Here is a 22,583-nt window from a genome sequence, read left to right as displayed (position 1 = left end):
TTTATCCTCCTAACCGGCTCAAATACCGCCTCATTTCCCTGCGTAACCCAGCCACATAATTTTACAACAGCTTCACGCAAGCCATTTATGCAGAACTCCCAACAAATGTTCCATATTAATCGGCTTTGAAACATGATCATTCATTCCAGCGCTGTGGGCTTTTCCCAGATCCGTTGCAAACGCATTGGCAGTCAGGGCAATAATCGGAATTTCTTTCGCATCCTGCCGGGAAAGAGCCCGTATTGTTTCTGTCGCCTGATAGCCATTCATAACCGGCATCTGAATGTCCATCAAAATGCCGTTATATTCTCCGAATTCGGAAGCTATAAACCGGTCCACCGCCTGCCTGCCGTTTTCTGCCGTCTCCACCAAAAGGCCCTGCATCTGAAGCAGTTCAGACGCAATCTCACGGTTCAACTCATTGTCCTCTACAAGTAAAAGACGCTTTCCGGCCAGAGCGGACTGCCTGACTTCCATTAACGCGGTCTGCTCTACCGTATTGTCCCTGCGAAATTTGCGGAACGCGCAGGCCATCCTTGATTTGAACAGCGGTTTTGTTATAAAGGCATCCGCGCCTGCCTGCAGAAACTCCTCCTCAATATCAGAGTAATCATATGCTGATATGATGATAATAGGCACGTCAATGCCCAGCTTCTTTCGGATTGCCCTGACTGTATCCAGCCCATCCATGTCCGGCATCTGCCAGTCCAGAATTACAAAATAATAATCTTCTCCTCTATCGCGTGCATCTGCAATCCGGGCTACTGCCTCTCCCCCGGATAATACCCAGTCCCCACGCATCCCAAGATCTTTTAATAACTCGGAAGCGCTTTCGCACACCACCTGATCGTCGTCAACCACCAACACGGGAAGACCAGCCAGCTCATGCCCGCATAAAGATTCATCCTCACATACTTCAAATGAAACCGCAAGGATAAACGTACTTCCCTGTCCCAGGCTGCTCTTCACTTCTATGGTCCCATTCATCATACGAACGATATTCTCTGTTATAGTCATCCCCAAACCTGTGCCCTGTATTTTACTGATACGGGAATCCTCTGCCCGTGTAAATGGCTCAAAAATATGCCGTACAAAATCCTCAGTCATCCCAATCCCATTGTCCGCAACAATGAATTCAAATTGTCCCCTTCCTGGAATAATGGATGGCAGCTCCCTAAGCCGCAGACTAATGGTTCCTTCATCCGGAGTATATTTTACGGCGTTGGACAGCAGATTCATCAGTACCTGCTGCAGGCGGCCGGAATCCGTCACCACTTTTTCATGGCGAACACGGTCTGCGCTGATAAAAAGCTGCTGGCATTTCTGGATGGACAGAGGCCGGCATATTCCAATGACTTCTTCCACCAAATCCGGCAGCGAGACCACTTCATAAGAGAGATCTATCTTTCCGCTCTCAATTCTGGACATATCCAGCACTTCATTAATCAGACCCAAAAGATGTCTGCTGGAGGATCCTATCTTGTTCAGACAGTCTGCCAGTTTCTCCGGATTGCCAAGGTTGGCCTGGGCTATGACTGCCATACCCATAATTGCGTTCATGGGGGTGCGGATATCGTGAGACATGGAGGAAAGAAAGTTTGTCTTGGCGTCATTAGCTATCCGGGCCGCCTGATAGGCATCCTCCAGAGCCTGGCTCTGGCGCGCCTGTTCCTCCCTTTCTCTGGTAATATCAATTCCGGCACTGTAGAAGGAGGCAATGCCGTCCCAGCTGTCCTCTGCGCTGACATAAGTATAGGTCATGGTCAGAATTTTTACAGCCCCGTCTCTGGTAATAATCCGTCCCTCAACCACGGTTTTTTTTCCGGATTCCCGGGAGCTTTCCATAATTTTAGTTGCCCGTTCAATATCATCTGGATGTACATAAGTACATTGGCTGTGCAGTTCCCTCTCAAATTCTTCTTTTGTATATCCAATCATATCCAGGAAACCGCCTCCATACCAGAGAACCGTGCTCATGTCCCTTGCGTCTACCCGCGCGAAGCCACCTGGAATCGCCTGGATAATGGCGTTTTTTTCCTGGTCCTTTTTAGCCAGCTTAAATTCCGTACTCTGTGCGTCATGGGAAAGTTCAATACGTGCCCGGTGGCCGTTCCATTCAATCATCCGGTTTTTTATCATAAAGGTTTTCTGCAAAAGCGGATTGTCAAACTCCCAGTCATAGTCCTCGTCTTCCTTCAGCTTATCATTGGTACAAAAGGGGCAGGGGGTGTTTCTCCCCTGAATCACCTCATAGCATTTACCTCCAAGCAGCTGGCCCGCAGGCCTCCCCAGGGTTTCACAGGAGTTCTGGTTTAAATACAACAGCTCATAGGTATCCATATCGCTGATATACACATTTCCAATGTATGTATCTATCATCCAGTTAAAATACTGCTGTTTCTGCCGGCAAAGCCTCCCCAACTCCTCCTTTTCGGTTACCAGCGCGTCCACGTTTGTGAATTCACACTGAACCACCCGGCATCCTTCCACGCGTTCCTTCATAACTGAACCCAAAAGTCTGGACCAGAAAAAGCCTCCTCCTTTCATAGGCAGCCTCACTGTCATATCAATTTGGATCATTTCCTCTTTTTCCGGCTGTGAAAAGGCCTGACAAATCCTCTGGAAGTCCTCGGGATATCCGGCATAATACTGCCCTAAGTTCTCATAGAGCCCACAATACTCTTCCATAGAATAATGAATTCCACTAAAAAAACTGGTATTTCCCCATAAAAAGGTCAGCCCTTCATCCAACAGGCAGCTGATTACGCCGGTATGAAGCGTATTGATCGCCGCCGGACATGAGAGCACGGTGCTCTCAGACTGTATCCATCCTCTAAATTCCGTTTCCATAATATAACACATCTCCTAATTTCTTTTTCGTGGAACTATATCATCTTTGCTCTCAACGCCTGATACAAGAGCTTCATATCAATGGGCTTCGCGATATGGGAATCCATCCCTGCATTCTTAGCCTCAATTACATCTTCAGCAAAGACATTTGCCGTCATTGCGATAATCGGGATACTTTCGGCCTGTGGATGGCCGCATGCCCGAATCGCCCTGGCGGCTTCATAACCATTCATGACCGGCATCTGGATGTCCATTAATATCGCATCATAATAACCGGATATAGAGGCAGCAAATTTTTCAAGCGCTTCTTTTCCATCGTCAGACGTATGTATTTCGGCACCATATGCGCTCAGTAATTCCACAGCAATTTCCCGGTTCAGCGCATTGTCCTCTGCTAACAAAAACCGTCTTCCAGCAAAGGAGGCTTCATCCATAACAATATCATCAGAGACAGAACCTTCTAAAACCCTGCCTTCTGACAGAGGAAGCTCTAAATATACCGTAAAAGTAGAACCACAGCCCAATGAACTTTTAAGTGTGAGCTGACCGCCCATAACAGCAATCAGGTTTTTTGTGATGGCCAGTCCCAGACCGGTTCCTTCAATCTGGTGAACCTCAGTATTTGATACACGTTCGAAAGGTGTAAATATAGTTTTTTGTGCTTCCCGGGCGATTCCAATTCCACTGTCTGTTACTTTAAAACAGAGGTTTAAAGAATTTGCATTACATTCCTGTTCTAAAGCCGTGAAAGAAACTGCGCCTCCTTCCGGCGTGAATTTTATGGCATTTGACAGAAGATTCATAAAAATTTGGTTTAAGCGCAGTGTATCACCCATCAGCTTCGGATGACTTATATTGGAAGTAAATGTCAGTGTCTGCCGCTTCGATTCGCACTGGGGCCGGAGAATCGCTTCCAGCCCCTGAAGCAATTCCACAAGATCAAAGGGCTCATTGGCCAGTGCCAGTTTACCGCTCTCGATTTTGCTCATGTCCAGCACATCGTTAATCAGGTTAAGCAGATGTCTGGATGAGATGTCAATTTTATTGAGACAGTCCAGCACCCGCTCCCGGTCATCCAGGCTTCGTTTAGCAATGGCCGTCATGCCTACAATGCCGTTCATTGGCGTGCGCATGTCGTGGGACATATTTGAGAAGAAACTACTTTTGGCCGCATTGGCCTGTTCAGCGACGACAACTGCTGCAGCAATTCTCTCCTTATCGTTGTACTCCTGAGTCACATCTGTAATTGCATAAATGCACTTTGCCTCACCGCCCAGGTAAAAAGGACAAACCAGCACCTTCAGCCACATATCGCGCTGCAGACGGTCATTATATGTATGGAGTTCCTTCTGACAGCCTTCCCGGGGCCATGGCTCCTTCAAAAGCGACTGCAGACTGCCCATAAATGTATTCGGCTCCTCTTTATCCCCATTTTCCAAAAACTCTCCTGCCGGGATACCAAGCAGCCTTTTGCTGTTTTCAAATACATAGTCCGGTATGGAACATTTATCATTGAGAATAAAAATCACCGTATCCGTATTTTCAGAAATTGCCTGATAGATATTCAGAAGGAAACGGTCATTCTCCTGCTGTTTGCGCTGCATTGACCAATAAAAATACGAACCAGCGGCCAAAGCCGCAAGGACAACTCCTATGATTACCGCCGCCATAACCATTGCTGTTTTGATTATCTGGGTCCCTTCCTTTTCAATCATATTTAAAGGGACTACGGTAACAAACTGCCACCCCAGCTCCTCACGTACCGGTTCAAAACAAAAAAGCTGTTCCTGATCATCAATATAAAAAACTACAGAACCTGTTTTCCCCGCATCCAGAGCGTCAATAAAGCTCTCAATTTTGTCAGAGGTATTTTTGGTATTGTCCAAAAGATTTCTTATGTTCTCATAAACCTGTTCATATCGGTAGCGGACCGGTGGTATTACAATCTTACCATCCTTTCCCAGTATGTAGCTGTAGCCTTCTCCTAGGTACGTAGTTTCACCACAGGCCGTCTGCATGGAATCGGCAGGCAGGCTGGCATAGAGGAGCCGGCCGCCGGCAAGCACAGTCCCAAAAAGGATTCTCCTGTCACCATCCAAACCAATCAGGGGATCCGACATGGTAAAACCATTTTCCAGTGTCTTCTGGGCGAAACCATCAGGAACACCTTTTAATAAACAGACATCACCTGCGCCATAGACCACATGGCCTTTTTCGTCAATGATTGTCACTCCTCCAAGCGTGTGGTTCGTCTCAAAATGTTCTAACAAAGTGTTAAGAGCCGCTTTATCCCTTACTGCGTCCAGAGAGGTGGCAAGACCGCGTAAATCCAGCTCTGATTCTTCGAGAATTGATGTGAGAATCTGGCTTTTACTGTTTGTAATTTCCCTGATTACCTGAATCGTAGCAATACGGACATTAGAACGGATACTCTGAATAGCTGTAATCCCAATTAGAAAAGCGCCTAAAGAAGAAAACACAATTCCCACAATGAGTATGGTGCCCCAGTGTTTATGTTTAATCCTCTGTTTTTCTTTCAACACGAAACACCTCCTTCTTCCATTACTGCGATCTGGCCGCAACCGCTTCAAGCTGGATTCGGTCGTACTCCGCTGCCGCTTCCTCCGGTGAGGCCCCTCCAATGATGCTCAGGCATAATTTCCGGATCGTTCCCCAATAGTCAAAGCAGAGTGTCATATCCTCAATCGGAATTTGTCCAGGGGAACTGGCATCATCATATACCAGCTTCATCTTGGGATTCAAATCAAATTCTTCATTTGTAAAAACAGGCATAAGACCGTTTTCTCCCTGATTCAGTTCATTTTTTTTATGCGTAGTCAAATACTCCAACACCTCCAGAGCCTCTTCCACATGAGCGCCTTTGGCATTAACACAGATTCGGCTGCTGATAGAGGGAAGACTCACCGTACCTTCAGGGAGAGCCGGAATCCCCTGCATGATAAACTCCATATCCGGAGCCTCCATCTCTATCTCCGAAGCCTTTTCTGCCGGAAATACGACGAAGGCTGCTCTTTTGTCCCTGAAAGCTTCCCAATCCGTAGTGTTTGCCTTGATAGAATCCACCTCTTCTACCGTAAGATTGTCCCCATAGTATCCGTTATCGACCAATTCATTGAAAAAGCGGAAGCCGTCCAGCATGTATTCGCTGATTTTTATACTGCCATCATTCAGTCCCGCAATGATCTCATCCGTATTTTCTGCCTGGTAAATTGGGTAAAGACCTCTGGCCATCGCAAACACTGTCATTGAATACCAACGGTTCAAGCCGATTGGGGTTATGCCGTTTTCCTTGAGGACTTTGCAGCAGTGCAGGAACTCGCCGGCATTTTGGGGCGGTTTAAGTCCATATTCCCTTAAAAGGCCGACATTAACATAAAGGCCGTATGCTGTCATCTTCGTCGGCAGGCAGTAGGCCGTCCCGTTCACCATGGCCTGCTGTCTGGCAGATTCGTTCAGCTCCTGATAAACCGGCTGCTCCGAAAGATCATAAAAGTATCCCTCTGCGTTAAGCGATTTCACACTGTCCGCATTGACAATAAACAGATCCACATCTTTTCCGATATCCAGACGGTTTTTCAACGCTTCATTATAGCCATCTGCGGTTGACAGCCCGCTGACGCGGATTTCAATGGCATCGGCCTGTTTATTATAATCAGCAATCAAATTCCGATAAATACTGGAACTTGATGAATTCCCCAATTCAATGGAGGTAAAAAAATTAATAATCGCCTTATCCCGTCCTTCTTCAGCGGTCTGCAATTCATTCGTTTTTTCCGCACGCCCGCAGCCGAATAACAAAAGCCCTGCCAATAAAATCATAATAAGCGAACTCCTACCGTTCTTTTTCATGTCCTCTCCTATTTCATTTACTTTATTCCTAATTTGCCAGAGCTTCCCTCTATCCCTTCCTCTGGATGATTCGCAGTTTGTGAACCGCCAATCTTAAACCGGCTCACAAGTTCTTTCAGCATACGCGCCTGCCCGCTTAGTTCCTCGCTTGCTGCTGCCGATTCTTCCGAGACCGCCGTGTTATTCTGAACGACTTCGGAAATCTGATCGATTCCCTGTGTGACTTGAGCAATAAAATCAGCCTGATATTGAGCAGCCGCATCAATATTATCTACCGTGTTCAGGACTTCATTTGTACTTTCTACAACATCATGCAGGGATTTTGCTGTGGTATCAGCGATTTTCCTCCCTTTTTCCACGACCTGAACTGTGACGTCAATAAGGGGCAATGTATGTTTGGCTGCTTCTTTTGATTTTCCAGCCAGTCTACGGATCTCATCCGCAACTATGGCAAAGCCTTTTCCGTCTTCACCGGTGCGCGCTGCCTCCACAGCAGCATTGAGAGCCAAAATATTGGTCTGAAACGCAATCTCTTCAACTGTATTATTAATGGCCCTGATTTGTTCCGTTTTCTCGCTGATTTCCCCCATAGCCAGAAGCATCTCTTCCATCTGCAGGTTACTAACCTCCACCTGTTGCCCTGCTTTGCTAGTCAAATGGCGCGCTGCTTCCGTATTGGCAGCTGTCTTCCGTACCTGGAATGATATCTCGTTTATGGAAGCCGCAAGTTCCTCAATGGAACCAGCCTGCTGGGCCGCTCCCTGTGAAAGTGTCTGGGCGGTATCAGATACCTGGGCAGAGCTGCTGAATACCTGATCGGCAGACAGGTTAATCTCATTTATCGTATTTGACAGGCTTTTTTCGATATTTATGAGCGCATTTTTTATAGATATATAATCGCCCGTATATTCTGCCTGAGGGGTAACGGTAAAATCTCCATGGCTCATCGCTCCCAATTGTTGGTCGATATCTTTAATAACCGCATTCATGCTGCTGCTCATCTCCCGGAACGACTCAGCCAAAATCCCCACTTCATCTTTTGAATAATAAGTAATTTCAGTATTTAATATTCCCGCAGCAAGTTTTTTTGCCGCCTCGGTTATCTGTGAAATTGGACTGCAGATGGCTCTGGACAAAGCGGTGGTAATTCCCATGCACAGGACCACCATAACCACCAACAGAACAATCAGCATCATCGTCGCATTTTCTAACGTTGCACCTGCGTCCTCATTAAATTCCAAAGCTTTGTTTAATGCGGTATCCACAATTTCTTGGGAAATTTCTATGCCTGATTTCATAACCGGTCGGAAATCGATATCCGCGCTGCGCTTGGCTTCTTCTATTTTTCCACCGGCAACAAGCTGGTTAATTTCCTCCCCCATCGCCTCTATTTCATCCAAGTTTTGATACATATCCAAAATCAGCTGCTGGTCACCAAGGAACCATTTCTCCACAAGGGCAAGATTGGCTTTGGCCCTTTTACTGGAGGTCAATACAGAATCCAGATAGGAGGGATCTTCGTACAGTACCATTCCGCGTATTTCCCGTCCCATATTTTGTATTTCTTTTTGAAGCATAATACTCTGAGTTGAAACGGTAAAAGGGCTTTGATAAAGCTTGTTAACAAGTCCGCCAATATTATACAGGTTTATAATCGCAGTTAACATCATAGTGGCAGATGCTGCCACCATAATTCCTAATCCCAGGATTAATTTTCCCGACAATTTAAGATTTTTCAGCATGTACCCCGCCCTCCCCTGAACCATTTCATTTTTTTCTAAATCACATCGAACAACATCACGCTTTCTTTGTTCATATACCAATTTATCCAATCAAGTATATCAAAAACCGACAAAGATATCAATCATTTCAGACAATTCATTCCAGCTTTTATTACCACTCGCTTTATTCAAGCTGATACGGGTGGCGTGCGGCATCAACGCGCTGCTGAATATGCATTTGGCTTATCAGGTAAAGGGGATGAAGAGCAGATTGGCAGCCGAATCTGGCTGAAAGATGGAAATCCTGTTAAGATTTTAAAAGATCTGGAACTTGCCGAAAAAAGGCTGACACAAATAAAAGAAATGAGGTTTCCCTTAAATAAGTAAAAAGGGGCTGAAATCAGTGATTTACAGCCCCTTTATGTCTGTTTCCCGCATTTAGATATACAGGAACAGAACGCCAACAATAAACAGATAAATACAATATACAGTCGTATAATACATAGATTTTAAAGGATCAACTTTTTTCTGCAAAATGGAAGCGACCAGTCCCGCGATGATAAACGTATTGAGGTCCGCGGGAGGCAGGCCCTGCCCGGCCGCCGCCAGATGGGCGCTGGCCACCGCCGCATGAACCGGTGTCACCCCGGCTGCGATCCAGGACGGCCCGATGATCGGCGTCAGAAGGGTCTGGGACGTGCTCTGAGATCCCATGATCATGCCTGCCAGCACCAGGGAAAAGCTGCCTCCCATCTTGAGCAGGGTGGCGTTTAAATTACCTGCCCAGGCCGCGATCACCTGAAGCTGTCCGCCAATGCTGAATGCGCCCAGGAAAAATCCCGCCGCAATCTGGATCATAACGCTGCTCTGCACATTTCTGAATGATTTAGACAGCTTGGTAAACGCGTTAACACGGAGCTTCGGATACATCAGATAAGAGATGCCGATTGCGATCAGAAGGGACAGCACAATGTTGTTGGTCAGCGTGCCGAATATCTTCACTTTTTTAAATGCCTGGTAAAAATTTGCCTCTCCAAACGGAATCTGTTTAAGCAGCCAGCCTGGAAGGTCGAAAGCGATGGATGGAATGCTGTTTAACATAATGATCACAATCAACACAGCCAGTGGAATCAAAGTCTTCCATTCCCTCTTGAATATGGTCCCTGCGGATTCCTGGGGAATCAGATGGGCCGGCATGGAATATCTCTTGCCGATATACACTTTGCAGAAGAAAAGGCTGATCAGCACCAGGCCGATTCCCACCGTCACATAACTGATCTGGATGATGGGCATTGGATCGATTCCGATGATTCCGGCCGCCACGTTAACCGCGTTGGAGATAGGCGGCATGATGGCTCCCATGGAACCTCCTGTCACTATGGTCGCGCAGATGAGTTCCGGCGAAAGCCCCATGTCATCCAGGGCGGGAACGATCAGCATACCGACTACGGCGCCCACGGCCGCCACAGTTCCCAGCATAGAACCGCCCATATAGAGGGCCAGCAATACAGCCAGCACCAGCCCCTGGGGAGTATGGCCGAACATGGCTCTCAGAACGTTGAGCACAGTCTGCATGGCGCCCGTTTCGATCTGCAGCATGGAAAAGAAAGAACCGAATATGACGATCCAGATGATAAATGCCACCCTGTTGATACCGTCGATCCATGGATTAATCCACTGGACCGGATTATACACTCCGCCCAAAAGCATGGCTAAGATGCCCGCCCCAAAAAATGCGGCCAGAAGCCGCCCCCCGATCAGGGGGATCTTCTTACATACACTGACTACAATTAAAAATAAAACCGGTATTAATACTATATACATACTCATCCACCTCTTTTGTCTTATCCTCTGTTCACAAACACAGGAGAAGACCATGCGGCATTGCCGTTATCCTGTGTGACCTTAACCCAGTAAGCGTGTTCTCCTGATACCTCTTCCAGTTCGAATTCCAGGGAAACCGATCTCTTATCCGTCTCTTCCTCCCTGGAAGCAATCTCCCGGTTCGCCTTCTCGAATTCCACCAGCAGATTCTCTCCTCCCATGGAAAAGCTCTTCTTTCCTTCATAGATCTCCTTTAAGGATACGCTGAAGCTTCCGCGTTCCGTACAGAAATCCAGGGTTGTGCTCTCATCTCCGTCTATTGTCAGATAGAGGCCGTCGTAATCTCCCGATGTGGAAGAAACCCATTTTACAAATTTGTCCGAACACTGCTTGATACCCTGGTCGTTCCGGTCAAAGGCGTATTCTTCTGCACCTGTGAGACGGCCGTTTCTCACATAGATATCTCCGTTCCAGGAAGCAGATTTATTGCGGCCGCGTCTCATAACGCCGCTCCAGCGCACGCGGATCTTCTTCTCGTCCTTTTCCTGCATGTCCAGATCGGCCACCAGGCGGTCCCAGTCATAGATCTTCACATTGTCAACCGGATAGGTGCCGGATGCATTTAACCGGAGCTTCAGCGCTTCCGTGGTGTCAAATTCCTCTCCCATCCTGTGTCCGTTTACCGATACGTCCATATAAACCCGGTCAAAGGAGGATGCATAGCACCGTCTGGCCCGGATGGCCTCCCATACGCTCTCTTTGGTCAGATCCTTGGCGAATACGCCGGTAAAGCCGGATGCCACATCAAAGGCGCTGGATGCTGATTTGCCGTTTCCGCTCAGGGGATAGGAAAGTCCCGGACGGCAGGTGTGATCATCGCTGGTGGCAATAAATCCCACCTTCAGCCTGCGCTTCATGGCCTCCATGGCGAACCACTCAAAAGTTCCGTGATGGGAATGGATCTCGATCACGCTGGAAAACTCCGGATTGAAGAAATCCAGGTTTCCGTATCTGCCTCCAATATGGGGAATCAGCATCACGTCGTCTCTTCCTTTAAAGATATCCCAGAGTTCGGATACCGGGCTGGCGTTCCTCTCCGGGTCCACATTTTTCATAGCCGTCCAGTTGCTGCTGGGATAGAAATGCTCATTGTCTCCCTTGAAAAAGACATTGTAATCCCCGCCCAGAGGCGTGATGCCGGACCATTCATAACCTAAAAATACCAGGAACTTATTCTCTTCGTTGTACTCCTTCGTTTTCTCACGGACAGAATCCCATTTGATATCGTCCACTTCGAAATCATTTCCCTGCCATCCGGTGAAATCCAGGGCCGCTTTCTGCCTGGCAAAGGAATAATAATCATCCAGGCTGCCTGTTCCTACCGTATAGCTGGTCTGGGCGTGCATGTCCCCCCAATAGAGGCGGTATTCCGGTTCCCGGACCGCACAGGACGCATTGCTGACCGCTGTGTAAACGCCGTCTTCCGTGCTGATTTCCACATGGAAACAGCCTTCCTCATATACTTCCAGTCCGGAGACCCGGATGCTTCCTCCGCATTCACCCGTAAGGCGCACTTCCTCGGGCAGTCTGCTCCCCTTGAACTCAGGTATGCTCAGATATACCCTGCTCTCCAGCAGCGGAGTGGGGTTGCCAAACTCGTCTAAGCTTCTCACCACACAGTCAAAGGGCTCCCCGGTCCGAACAGTACCCGGAATGACCGCCTGGATCTCGTGGGCTCTTCCTGCCACGATTCTCACCACGGGACGTCCCGGAAGTTCCTCATAACGCCCGGTTCCGCAGGGATCGATGAGGAAACGGAACTCGTGCTCCCTTTCACAGAAGGACTGCGCCCTCATGCCGGGTCCGCCCTTGCTTCTGTCGCCTAAAACGATGGTAACCTGATCGCCTTCTTTTAAAAAGCCGTTTCTCACCTGAAACAGGATGCTGTTGCCAAAAGGACGGATATAAGAAGCGTAACTGCAGAATATATCCGCCTCCCCGTCCGTCACCGCCGTCGTATAGGCAAATCCTTTTGGGTTGTCAAACTGAGGCGCTTCCCAGTCGCTGACGCTGCGCCATGCGATCCGGAACGTGCCCCCTTCATCAATTCCGTACTTGCCAGCTGTAAAAGTAAAGGTCCAGCTGGACACTTCTCCGGCCGTAACATCGGTGTCGGGGCTCATCACAACCCGCCCCATAAATTCTTCATTCAGTCTCATATTAATCCTCCATGCCGGAGCGTTTTAATGCGCATATTCTGCGCTGCACATATTCCGCGTTGTGCATATTCCGCGTTGTGCATATTCCGCGTTGTGCATATTCTGCGCTGTGCAGGCACGCACTGAGAATTTCAGATTCCCAGCTGCGATTCAAATTTGTGGCTCCGGCACAAATTTGGGTGTGAAAATAAGCCATCAGGTTTATTTTTCACACTCTCCTGCTGCTGATCTTGTAATTTCTCCGCTTATCCTTTAAAATAAAGTCAATTGACAGAACAGGAGGTTATGACATGGACATTCATACCCTGGAATATTTTAAAGTGGTTGCGGAATTAGAACATATAACAGAAGCTTCTCGGAAGCTTCAGATCGCCCAGCCGGCGCTGACCCGGTCCATCCGCCGTCTGGAAGACGAGCTGGGATATCCCCTTTTTGACCATAGCAAAAACCGGATCATCTTAAATGATAACGGCAAATTATTTCTGCGCGCTGTGGACCAAATCTTAAACCTTCTTCAGAATACAAAAAAGGAGATGGAAGAGATAAACAGGCAGGCGGCGGCACGCATCACAATTGCTATCCGCTCCGCCTCCACCCTTCTCACCCGGCCGGTGGCCGAGTTTAAAAAGAGCCATCCTGACATCAACTTCAATCTGATGAATGAAAATACAGGATCCTTTCCAGCAAACGCTGATTTTCTCCTCTATTCCTCGTTCCGGCCTGACACCGGAAACACCGGGAACCTGCTCACCAGCGAGCAGCTCTATGTAGTCGTCAATGAACAGCATCCTCTGTCCCGCCAGAAGGGTGTTGCCTTAGCCGAGCTGAGCCTCGAGGACTTCATCCTTCTGGACAACCATAACGATTTCTATGATATCGCTGTTGAATGCTGCTCCAGCGCCGGTTTCCGGCCCAGGATCGCCGCCCAGACGGAAAAGTCCACTGTGCTGCAGAATCTCTTGTTTGAAAATGCAGGCATATCCATTCTGCCTCATTTAAACTGGTTTACCAGCCCTGAGCACCCCATGCATTTTCTGGAAATCACGGATGTGCCATGCCGCCGCTATATCTATCTCGTTCCCAACCCAGACCGGTACCAGACCGCTGTAATAAAGGAATTCCACAAGTATATCACCGGCTTTTACCACCAAGACTCCTGACAGCCGTCAGGAAGCAGAAAATGCCCTGACAGCGGGATGCCTGAAAGTCCTCATGCTCAGAGCATAGGGTATTTACGGCAACTCCGCCACCAAGGCATTTTGAATCCGCTCAGCATGCTGCATGCTCTTCGGCACTTTATCAAATTGACTTGTTAAAAGTATATATGAAATTATGCATCAAGTAAAATACCTAAAATCGCATAGTGCGATAACAGTTTTGTTATCGTTAATGCCATTTCAGATAATCATATGGCAAAACATTTTTGGGCCCTTCTAATGTCCGTAAGCTAATCCCCCACATCTAATAATGCAGGACCTTCGGACCAGGCACCTAGATCCATACCAATTGGAACAGTTCTGGCTCTGAACCGAAGTCACTTCTATGTAACTGATCAATCAACAAGTCTCAATACTGAGCCGCCTTGAGATTTATACATTTATTTAAAGATGTCCTCTATAAAATCTACGACGATTTTATGGATTGTCGGTTGCCGTAAACCAAGGGAACCATGCCCTTCACCCTCAACTTCATAGAAATCAGCACGAACGCCTGCCGAAATTAATCGTTCATAAAAAGCTTTGCTGCCGTCAATAGAAATCATCTCATCACATTCTCCATGGATCATCAGAATCGGAGCAGTATCTTTACTTAAATAATTTGCTGCAGATGCCACCCTTTTTTTCTCCGGATGCTTCTCTAGATCACATCCCATTAACAAATCCAATGGGTTGATTTCCCTTCCAGGTACCTGTGTCTCAACATTTTCCAAAAACATATCACCACCTGATATACTGACCGCTCCATTAACAGTACTTGAACAGCCGTTCCATTCAGCTGTCTCAAAAAGTCCGGTGCCGCCTGTCACTGCTGCCATAATGGCCAGATATGCGCCAGCAGAGTGTCCGGCAATTATCACCTTGTCAGGGTCAATCCCATATGTTTCATGATGATATTTTAAAAATCGGATTGCAGTTTTAATGTCCTCAAGAGGAGCCGGAAACACCGATTCGCTACTTGTCCGGTAGCGGATGCACGCTACGACAAACCCTTGTTTTGCATATTCTGTCATTTCAGGGATGTTTCTCATAGGGGTTGAATTTCTGAATGCACCACCAGACATCCAGATTAGAAGCGGACGTTTTTCCCAGCTCCTCAATTGATAAAAAGGACGTATGATATTTACTTCCAGCGGAATAGTGGTTTGTAAAAAATCATTAAATTTGTTACTATATACAATATTGGAATATAGAATCATATCCGGCTGTGTTATTTCTGATTTAATTTTCTTATACATAATATTATCTCCCTGAGTAATTGTAAATCACATAGCGTTTAGTTTTTAAATCATCGCTTAGAAGAACTCCCGAATCTTTTGAATCTGTGATTGATTCACAACAATATTTCGTTTCCTTATTTTTATCAGCCCATCTTCTTTCAGATCATTTAATGCGCGATATAGTGTTCTGACACAAATCCCCATATCTTCCGCGATGTAATCATTCTTTAACTGAACTACACATTCCTGGCTCCCGTCATAATGGTTGTTCCAGTAGATAAGAATATAAAAAATCAGATGTTCTTTCGCATTATGGAATACCATCCTGTCTGATTTCCGCGATATTAATGATAGTTTGTTTAACAGATTTTTAATAATATAAATGGAAAAATCACTGCTCTCTCTGATACATTGGATAAAATATTCACTTTTTATATCCAGAACAATACATTCCTCCAATGTCAGATTATCCGTGGGATTTGCAGTTTCCGGAGTTAGGATTCTGTCAATACCAATCCAATCAGGTTTATCCCTTATTGACAGCAGATTTATCTTCCCTTCTTTTGAACCTCTGTAATGAAAGTATCTCCCTTGAACGACATAATGGACATAACCTTCAAAATCGTCCTGCCTGCAAAGTGTTCTTCCAGAAGGAACTGTTCTGGCTCTCATATAGTCATGTGTATATGTTTTTAACCAATTTGCCGTTACTTTTTCTTTCCAGCCAATTTCATTGGTAATTCGGACTATTTGGTATAAATCAGAACAGTTATAATTTCCCATGATACTTCTCCCCTGTCTATATTTTACTTATCCCACGTGTCTAATAATTGTTCAATCCACATACACAGCTTATCACTTGACTGTTCTGCAATTGCGACTACCTCCTGATGACTGTGATGTCCGGTACGAAGTCCAGTTGCCATATTGGTAATACATGCAATTCCAAGTGTCCGGATTCCCATATGGTTTGCTGCAATGGTCTCGGGTACAGTAGACATTCCAATCGCGTCGCTTCCTGCTGTCTTGAATCTACGGATTTCAGCTGCGGTTTCGTAATAAGGTCCCTGAAAAAATGTATAAACACCATGCTTCGGGTTAATTCCCAATTCATATGCTGTTTTTTCTGCTTTTTCTCTCAGAATTGTATTGTAGGGCTCTGACATATCAGGGAAACGCGGACCAAATCTCTCATCATTTTCTCCGATCAACGGATTCACATCCAGTGAATTAATAAAATCATCAATAATCATCAAATCTCCTGGCGCAAATGTTTCATTAATTCCACCACAGGCATTTGTAACAATCATATTCCTGATTCCAAGAAGCTTCATAACATATACCGGATAGGCTACTTCCTTCATTGTAAAGCCTTCATAATAATGAAATCTTCCCTGAAATGTAATGAGCTTTGTCTCTCCGATTTTACCAAATACCAGATTTCCCGCATGCCCTGATACTGTACTTTGAGGAAAATTCGGTATATCCTGATAGGGTATTATCACTTTTTCTTTCATGGTATCCACAATTTTTCCAAGGCCACTTCCTAATATAACCGCTACGTCTACAGGCATATTGATTCTAGAGAGAATATATTCTGCACTTTCTTTTACTTTATCATAAAACACGTATTTTTTCCCCATCTTTCCACTAAATTTTTCTGACTGCTAAAACAGACTGCGTTCTAATTCCAGACCAATCCTGATATACTGTTCTTCTGGAGCATCATTTTCCATCATTAGCTGAACCATATTGATTTTCATACGCTTTTCTACTTCTTCATCTTTGATTGGATGTTCCTGCATCGGATCTTCTTCCAAATCATAAAGCAATGTGCCAAATTCTAATAGCTTTTTTGGTGGGAATCCCATTGTTTTGATTCCATATCCTCCCTTCATCTTCCATACCGGCATTCCTTTTGTAAAATTAAATCCGGCAAATGCTTCTACAGAATTCATCTCTTCCACACCAATTCCACCTGGATAACTATTGGGCATGATTACATAATTAAACAACTCATTTTCTTTCCCTTTAACAGGTGCTCTCATATATACATATCTTCCATCCGTAATATTTACATGTACCCCATGTTGTCCAAACAAAGCATAATCTCTTATTTTGCTGTCATCCTTCATAACCTTCAAAAGAGCTTTTCCCTGCATATTTTCAGGAATCTCCAGGCCAAAAAAATCAAGGATGGTCGGTGCAAGGTCAATGGTCTGTACCAGTGCCTGCCTTCTTTCTCCTGCTGCTTTTGCACGTGGATCCCATATAAACAGTGGTGTATGGGCAATTTCATTAAAATAAGGCATCATAACTTTTCCCCACCAGTTGTGTTCGCCTAAAAGGAATCCGTGATCGGTATTGACAATTAGCAACGTATCATCCCACATATCATACTGATCCATTAAATCCAGCACTTTTCCAAGATAATAATCGCACATTGTAACAAGTGCCTTGTATTCGTTAATACAATGCTCTACCTGCTCCTGAGTTTCCGTTATTTCATGATACCCAGGCCAATCAAACATCACTCCGTTATAATTATCCTTATAATATTCTTTGTATTTCTGAGGCGTAAAGAATGGTTCATGGGGATCAAAATTTTCCAGTTGTAAAAACCAATGAGTCTCCCCATGATTATTTTCGATGAATTCCAGGCCATTGGCAAAATTTACGGCAATCGACTGATTCTCTTCTGCTTTCATATAATAGCGGTTGATGTATTCTTGCCTTCCACAAGCATCCTTCCGGCCTCCGATATGCGGCGGAACCTCCCACTTCAAGCGTCCCTTCCAACAGTCTCCTTCCTCCCAATAATGCCAATGATCCGTTGTAAGATGCGTGTAAATTCCGTTTCTTTTCAAAATTTCCGGCATGGAATCATCGTACGGTTCTAATGGACCCCAGCTTCTATGTAAAAAATTATACCTGCCTGTATGCAATTCCCTTCTTGCCGGCATACAAGGTAAACTTCCTGCGTAACAGTGATCAAAAGTTATCGTTTTTTTCGCAAGCCGTTGAAAGTTTGGCGCAACAATATCCTTATATCCATACGGTGGAAGCATGTGCCGGTTTAAAGAGTCAAACATAACCATAATTGCCTTCATATGCATGCCTCAATTCTCATTTTATTCATCGTTCTATCTCCTTATGGTACCAAATCAATTTTGATTCAATTCTTTTCTTATTTCCGCACATTTTGCATCTGTCAATTCGTAAGACCACATGGATAGCAAAGAAGCGATGTATCCCAGGATTGGAACCCCAAACCTCAAGACAACAATTGCGGTCAATACTACCGGCGCCTGCTCCTGGTTGGCAACAAAACCGGTTATACTTAATAAAAAGCTGGTTAAAAATCCACCAATAGCACCAGCACACTTTGTCATAAATGAAAATGTAGCAGAAACTACAGCATTTCCTCTCGTACCGGTGATATGCTGCGCATAATCTACACAATCAGGAAGCATCGCCCAAGACAATCCGTTTGTCAAAGTTGAAATTAAGCCAAATACAGTAATTAATATGACTAAAATAGTAGCCGGCATAACTGGTTTTAGAAGCAAAGCAGCTAAAGGAATCATGCAACAAGCCGTTGAAACTAAGTATAACTGTTTTTTACCGAACTTTGCATTTAATAATGGCAGTGCAAGGTTTGAAATAATTCCAGTAGCAGTAAGGGCAAATGCAGTAATTGGAACAAGATCCATTCTGTCCATAACATATTTGAAGTAATAAATATTAATAGCCAGGATAACTGTATTCGCAATTGTATCCGTACCATATGCAATCATAAGGCGAATGAGAGGTGTATTTTTTGTGACTAGCTGGAATTCTGATTTCAAATTTACCTTCTGTTTCTTTGCAGCACAGTCCACTATATCATATTTTTTTGCCCCCCATGCTGCACACCAGTAACACATAGTAACACCAACTCCGACAACCGCTCCAAACCTGCCCCATCCTTCTGTACCGCCGCCCATAATTTCAACAAGCGGCAGAGCGAATGTTGTAATAATCATTCTCCCGATCTGAACAGATACATTTTTCCAGGAAACAAGGATCGAACGCGCTATGGTGTCTTTTCCAATGATTGGGACAAGTGCCTGATGAGGAATTGTCACCATGGTAAAAGCCAATGAATATGCGATATAAACAATATAAAGAAATATCACCTTCTGATTAGCAGTCAGATTCGGTGCACTAAACAGCAGATATACGATTACACCTAAAATTGGTGCACCGACAATCAGGTAAGGCCGATATTTCCCCCATCTTGTTTTCGTATGATCTGCAATTAATCCCATAATTGGATCAGTGATTGCATCAATAATCCGAGATACCAGCAGAAGACCCGCAACTGCAATTGGGCTTACGCCAAAAATATCTGTGCAAAAAAATGTAAGGTACGCGTTAACCATTACATTAGCCAGAGTAAATCCGGTTCCTCCGATTGCAAATTTTGCATAGTTAAAGTAATCTAGCCTGCCCCCTTTGGGTTTTAACATCCCCATGTTTTCAGTACTCATTTTTACCTCCTCCTTTGTTTTTATTAAACATCATATACAATGTATTTGATAAAATCATTATATTTGATAATAGTATAATACAACATGACATTTGTCATGTTTCTATCGTTTTATATATATTTTTTTGAAAAATAACAACATACGCAACGTCTCAATTAAAAGGCATCAGGTGTCAAGAATCACACAAGAGCCTTTATTGGCTCTGTAACCCCCTAAAGAATAACTAGTGTGAAATCCCCCTAGTTTTAAATATTTCACGCAGTGACAGGAATGGCATGAAATACTTTTCAGACATGTCTGGAAAATTAGTTAGAACGCTCCTTACACAAACATTATCTAAGTAAGCTGCTAAAGGAAAGCACTGGACTTTCATTTTCCAAATATCTCCAAAGTGTTCGGATGGAAAACGCCAAAAAACTCTTAGAGGGTAATAATCTGACAGTCGCAGTAGTGGCCCAACTTACCGGCTATAGTTCAGAGTCACATTTTGTGCAGTGTTATAAGAAATACTATGGGTATACTCCTGGAAAAACAGAAAAAAGAAATCATTAATTAATTTTAAGAAATGTCATACTCACTTTCAAAAAAGCAGAGGAAAATGGAAGATAACTCCCAGATACTTCTGGAAGCTATCTTCCATCCTTTTTAATACATTATTCTTGGGTAATTCCCAAAACACAATCAAGTATAATCAGCATTAATGTAAATCGTCCTCATACCTGAGATCAACATTCAGGTATCCATGAATTGTTACCAGATCAAAAATCCCTTTCCCAAAAGCTTTAGGACTGCTTCCATCAGAAAATAATCACCATAAATAATCGGTACATGTCTGTCATACTCCGTCATATAGGAACCCGATCCCATCTGAACAATAGAATCATATTGATCGTCCCAGTTGCAGAATTTCCTATCAGTAGCCTTTAAAATGCGCATTGCACCATTCACATAGAATGATCTTTCCAAATCCTGCACATGGGAAGCGATCTCCAACATGCCGCATGCCGCGCAAACACCCGCTGTAGAATCCCAGTAAACCGGTTCTGCAGGAGCCCTGAAATCAAGCAGCGCCACGCCTTCCGTTGCATCTGTCTGAGCCATAAAATAATGAGCCACCTTCTTTGCCGTGGCCAAATACTCTGGTCTTTCCGTGTGGCGATAACTTAAAGCAAATCCATAAATCGCCCACGCCTGACCTCTTGACCAAGCGGAACCGCACCCATAGCCCTGGCCGCCTGGAGTATCCAGAAGTTCACCATTTTCCGGATTCAAAACAATAATATGATTACAGGAACCATCACCACGGACTGTATATTGCATTACCGTATCGGCATGATCCATAGCAATGTAACGAAACCGTGGATCTCCTGTCACCTCTGCCGCCCAATAGAGTAACGGAATATTCATCATACTGTCCACAATTACCCAACCCGGCCGATCCTTATTCCATGATCGCAAAAATTTACCTCGTGGATTATAACGACCAGCCAGCAAATGCGCAGCATGAAGCCCTCTGGCCAAAGAACGTTCACTCCCAGTCAAACGGTAATCCGCTACTGCCGAATGGAGCCACATAAATCCAACATCATGATGCAAACCCGTATATACATCAAAAGCCTGATCCAGTTTTTTCTCAACCTCTTCTGCTGCCTCTCGATATTGCTCATCCCCTGCAGCGTGATACATCTGCCACATCATACCTGCCCAAAATCCGTTGGTCCACCAAGTGATATCCGTTTCTGATTTATCTTCTTGATAAATACCATTTTTTGCTATATATGGAATTTTACCGCCAATCCGATTACATTCCGCCTTCAGTTTTATGACCAGTTTCTGATATATTTCTTCTGCCCACTTCTGATCCGCTTCACTCATCCACTCTTTCATTTCGCTCTCCTGCTCTTTTAAAAGAAATCCTCTTTGTCCCCTGTTTTCATTTCCAGTACCACCCTGTGATTCATCGAAACAGTCTGGGCAATCGCGTCATCAATCGCCTCATCACTCAAAGCCCCCGGCGACAGTAAAAGTGCTATCACAAGTCCCATATTCATTCCCGCAACCAACTTCATATTCGGATAACCGGTCAGCATTGTCATGCCATTGCAGACACTGCCTCCCAGCAAATCAGCCACTACAAGATATTGTGTATCCGGATGATTGATTAATTCCTGTTCAATTGTATCAACCATTGGCTGGTAATGTTCTCCCGGCAGCATCCCCATAGCGGATAAATCACTGTTCTCCCCAACAATCATCTGCACCGAATGCAGCATTCCCTCTGCCAGCTTTCCATGCGACACTAGTATCATTTTCTTCTTGTCCATATCTAATAATCTCCTTCTTATCACAATACCCACTTATAAAGTCCGTTGGCAACGCCGTTTTCTTCGTTACTCGAAGTAATACGATCCGCCAGCGCTTTTAGTTTCTCAGTTCCATTGCTCATGACAATACCAAGACCGCTGTGTTTTATCATTTCATAATCATTTTCATTGTCACCAAACGCAACACAATCGGCAGCCTTAATGTTTAAATGCCGAAGCAGCGCCTCAATCCCGGTCCATTTTGATTGTTGTTTACCATAGACATCCAAATAATCCACATCAGATTTTGCAATCGATGCCTCCAGGCCAGACAAACAGCTGCGTATCATCTCCAGCCTTTCCCCATCGCTTTCCTGAATGCTGACTTTAATGATTCCTGTTTGTTCAGATTCCAACCAGTGAATCAACTCCTCGTCCGATAAAAATTCCATTGGCTGCGGGTTCGATCCCTTCCACTTTTGAGAACCATTTACTACGATTGTCCGGCTGCCATCATTAAAATATCCACATGCCCCTGTTGCCAAAATAATCCGGGCCGCTGCCCGGACTACTTCTGCCGCCATCGTCTCACGTAGAATTTCCACGTCTCTGTGTACCACCTGGCCTCCATTTAAAGCCACAACACTCCCCTCAATTCCCATTTCCTTTAAATAGGCAGAGGCTGCCCCATACGTTCTTCCGGAAGCAATACAAATTTCCATACCACGTTCATAGGCAAGTCTGACTGCCTGCCGATTTTCCTCCGTTAACTCTTTTTTACAATTTAGAAGAGTACCATCCAGGTCCACGCACAGCAACTTTTTCAT

Annotated in this window: 16 protein-coding genes; 2 read left to right on the top strand and 14 right to left on the bottom strand. The window is 45.0% G+C overall.

From position 1 onward, the window contains the following. Positions 1-72: 72 nt before the first annotated feature. From GPL15_RS08835 to GPL15_RS08820, 4 genes are read right to left on the bottom strand one after another with little or no spacing between them, the layout of a single operon-like run. Positions 73-2,850 (bottom strand): PAS domain-containing hybrid sensor histidine kinase/response regulator, encoded by a 2,778-nt coding sequence (locus GPL15_RS08835; RefSeq protein WP_215698093.1) that lies wholly within the window; start codon positions 2,848-2,850, stop codon positions 73-75. 35 nt (positions 2,851-2,885) lie between these two features. After that, entirely contained in the window at positions 2,886-5,390 is a 2,505-nt protein-coding gene (locus tag GPL15_RS08830; protein ID WP_215698091.1) for an ATP-binding protein, read from the bottom strand. A 22-nt stretch (positions 5,391-5,412) separates the two neighbouring features. Then, positions 5,413-6,720, bottom strand: a complete 1,308-nt coding sequence (locus GPL15_RS08825) for an extracellular solute-binding protein (protein WP_215698090.1) — start codon at positions 6,718-6,720, stop codon at positions 5,413-5,415. A 17-nt stretch (positions 6,721-6,737) separates the two neighbouring features. Next, the gene (locus tag GPL15_RS08820) at positions 6,738-8,462 is read right to left on the bottom strand and encodes a methyl-accepting chemotaxis protein (protein WP_215698088.1); all 1,725 of its coding nucleotides are present in this window, start codon (positions 8,460-8,462) and stop codon (positions 6,738-6,740) included. A 66-nt stretch (positions 8,463-8,528) separates the two neighbouring features. Here GPL15_RS08820 and GPL15_RS08815 point away from each other — a divergent pair, with 66 nt between their 5' ends. Further along, positions 8,529-8,828, top strand: coding sequence for a hypothetical protein (locus GPL15_RS08815; RefSeq protein WP_215698086.1), 300 nt, complete (start codon positions 8,529-8,531; stop codon positions 8,826-8,828). Between the two features lie 51 nt (positions 8,829-8,879). On the opposite strand, the gene GPL15_RS08810 is transcribed toward GPL15_RS08815, so the two are convergent. Then, positions 8,880-10,265, bottom strand: coding sequence for a TRAP transporter large permease subunit (locus GPL15_RS08810; protein WP_215698084.1), 1,386 nt, complete (start codon positions 10,263-10,265; stop codon positions 8,880-8,882). 20 nt (positions 10,266-10,285) lie between these two features. Then, entirely contained in the window at positions 10,286-12,484 is a 2,199-nt protein-coding gene (locus GPL15_RS08805; protein ID WP_215698082.1) for a DUF3604 domain-containing protein, read from the bottom strand. 290 nt (positions 12,485-12,774) lie between these two features. Between GPL15_RS08805 and GPL15_RS08800 the strand changes: the two genes are divergently transcribed. Next, positions 12,775-13,644: a LysR family transcriptional regulator gene (locus tag GPL15_RS08800; RefSeq protein WP_215698080.1), complete on the top strand. Its 870-nt coding sequence runs from the start codon at positions 12,775-12,777 to the stop codon at positions 13,642-13,644. Positions 13,645-14,081: 437 nt separating this feature from the next. Here the strand turns inward: GPL15_RS08800 and GPL15_RS08795 are convergent, their stop codons facing one another. From GPL15_RS08795 to GPL15_RS08755, 8 genes are all read right to left on the bottom strand, one after another. Next, positions 14,082-14,939, bottom strand: coding sequence for an alpha/beta hydrolase (locus GPL15_RS08795; protein ID WP_215698078.1), 858 nt, complete (start codon positions 14,937-14,939; stop codon positions 14,082-14,084). A gap of 57 nt (positions 14,940-14,996) precedes the next feature. Continuing rightward, positions 14,997-15,704 (bottom strand): Crp/Fnr family transcriptional regulator, encoded by a 708-nt coding sequence (locus GPL15_RS08790; protein ID WP_215698076.1) that lies wholly within the window; start codon positions 15,702-15,704, stop codon positions 14,997-14,999. 23 nt (positions 15,705-15,727) lie between these two features. Next, positions 15,728-16,564, bottom strand: a complete 837-nt coding sequence (locus GPL15_RS08785) for a purine-nucleoside phosphorylase (RefSeq protein WP_215698074.1) — start codon at positions 16,562-16,564, stop codon at positions 15,728-15,730. A gap of 24 nt (positions 16,565-16,588) precedes the next feature. After that, positions 16,589-18,031 (bottom strand): sulfatase, encoded by a 1,443-nt coding sequence (locus GPL15_RS08780; RefSeq protein WP_215698072.1) that lies wholly within the window; start codon positions 18,029-18,031, stop codon positions 16,589-16,591. Positions 18,032-18,085: 54 nt separating this feature from the next. Then, positions 18,086-19,453: a glycoside-pentoside-hexuronide (GPH):cation symporter gene (locus GPL15_RS08775; protein ID WP_252198216.1), complete on the bottom strand. Its 1,368-nt coding sequence runs from the start codon at positions 19,451-19,453 to the stop codon at positions 18,086-18,088. A 750-nt stretch (positions 19,454-20,203) separates the two neighbouring features. After that, complete coding sequence (locus tag GPL15_RS08765; protein WP_215698070.1) at positions 20,204-21,340, bottom strand: glycoside hydrolase family 88 protein; 1,137 nt, start codon at positions 21,338-21,340, stop codon at positions 20,204-20,206. A 17-nt stretch (positions 21,341-21,357) separates the two neighbouring features. Next, positions 21,358-21,777 carry a hypothetical protein gene (locus GPL15_RS08760; RefSeq protein ID WP_215698068.1) on the bottom strand — a complete coding sequence of 140 codons (420 nt, stop codon included), beginning with the start codon at positions 21,775-21,777 and terminating at the stop codon, positions 21,358-21,360. Between the two features lie 20 nt (positions 21,778-21,797). Beyond that, positions 21,798-22,583 (bottom strand): Cof-type HAD-IIB family hydrolase, encoded by a 786-nt coding sequence (locus tag GPL15_RS08755; protein ID WP_252198222.1) that lies wholly within the window; start codon positions 22,581-22,583, stop codon positions 21,798-21,800.

Source organism: Clostridium sp. MCC353, assembly GCF_018785315.1.
Taxonomy (GTDB): Bacteria; Bacillota; Clostridia; order Lachnospirales; family Lachnospiraceae; genus CHH4-2.
This window is presented reverse-complemented; position numbering and strand designations above follow the sequence as displayed.

Coding starts and splice junctions, on each gene's coding strand:
- GPL15_RS08835 (WP_215698093.1), bottom strand. CDS start 2,850: ATGGAAACGGAATTTAGAGGATGGATACAGTCTGAGAGCACCGTGCTC.
- GPL15_RS08825 (WP_215698090.1), bottom strand. CDS start 6,720: ATGAAAAAGAACGGTAGGAGTTCGCTTATTATGATTTTATTGGCAGGG.
- GPL15_RS08820 (WP_215698088.1), bottom strand. CDS start 8,462: ATGCTGAAAAATCTTAAATTGTCGGGAAAATTAATCCTGGGATTAGGA.
- GPL15_RS08810 (WP_215698084.1), bottom strand. CDS start 10,265: ATGTATATAGTATTAATACCGGTTTTATTTTTAATTGTAGTCAGTGTA.
- GPL15_RS08805 (WP_215698082.1), bottom strand. CDS start 12,484: ATGAGACTGAATGAAGAATTTATGGGGCGGGTTGTGATGAGCCCCGAC.
- GPL15_RS08800 (WP_215698080.1), top strand. CDS start 12,775: ATGGACATTCATACCCTGGAATATTTTAAAGTGGTTGCGGAATTAGAA.
- GPL15_RS08795 (WP_215698078.1), bottom strand. CDS start 14,939: ATGTATAAGAAAATTAAATCAGAAATAACACAGCCGGATATGATTCTA.
- GPL15_RS08790 (WP_215698076.1), bottom strand. CDS start 15,704: ATGGGAAATTATAACTGTTCTGATTTATACCAAATAGTCCGAATTACC.
- GPL15_RS08785 (WP_215698074.1), bottom strand. CDS start 16,564: ATGGGGAAAAAATACGTGTTTTATGATAAAGTAAAAGAAAGTGCAGAA.
- GPL15_RS08780 (WP_215698072.1), bottom strand. CDS start 18,031: ATGAAGGCAATTATGGTTATGTTTGACTCTTTAAACCGGCACATGCTT.
- GPL15_RS08775 (WP_252198216.1), bottom strand. CDS start 19,453: ATGAGTACTGAAAACATGGGGATGTTAAAACCCAAAGGGGGCAGGCTA.
- GPL15_RS08765 (WP_215698070.1), bottom strand. CDS start 21,340: ATGAAAGAGTGGATGAGTGAAGCGGATCAGAAGTGGGCAGAAGAAATA.
- GPL15_RS08760 (WP_215698068.1), bottom strand. CDS start 21,777: ATGGACAAGAAGAAAATGATACTAGTGTCGCATGGAAAGCTGGCAGAG.
- GPL15_RS08755 (WP_252198222.1), bottom strand. CDS start 22,583: ATGAAAAAGTTGCTGTGCGTGGACCTGGATGGTACTCTTCTAAATTGT.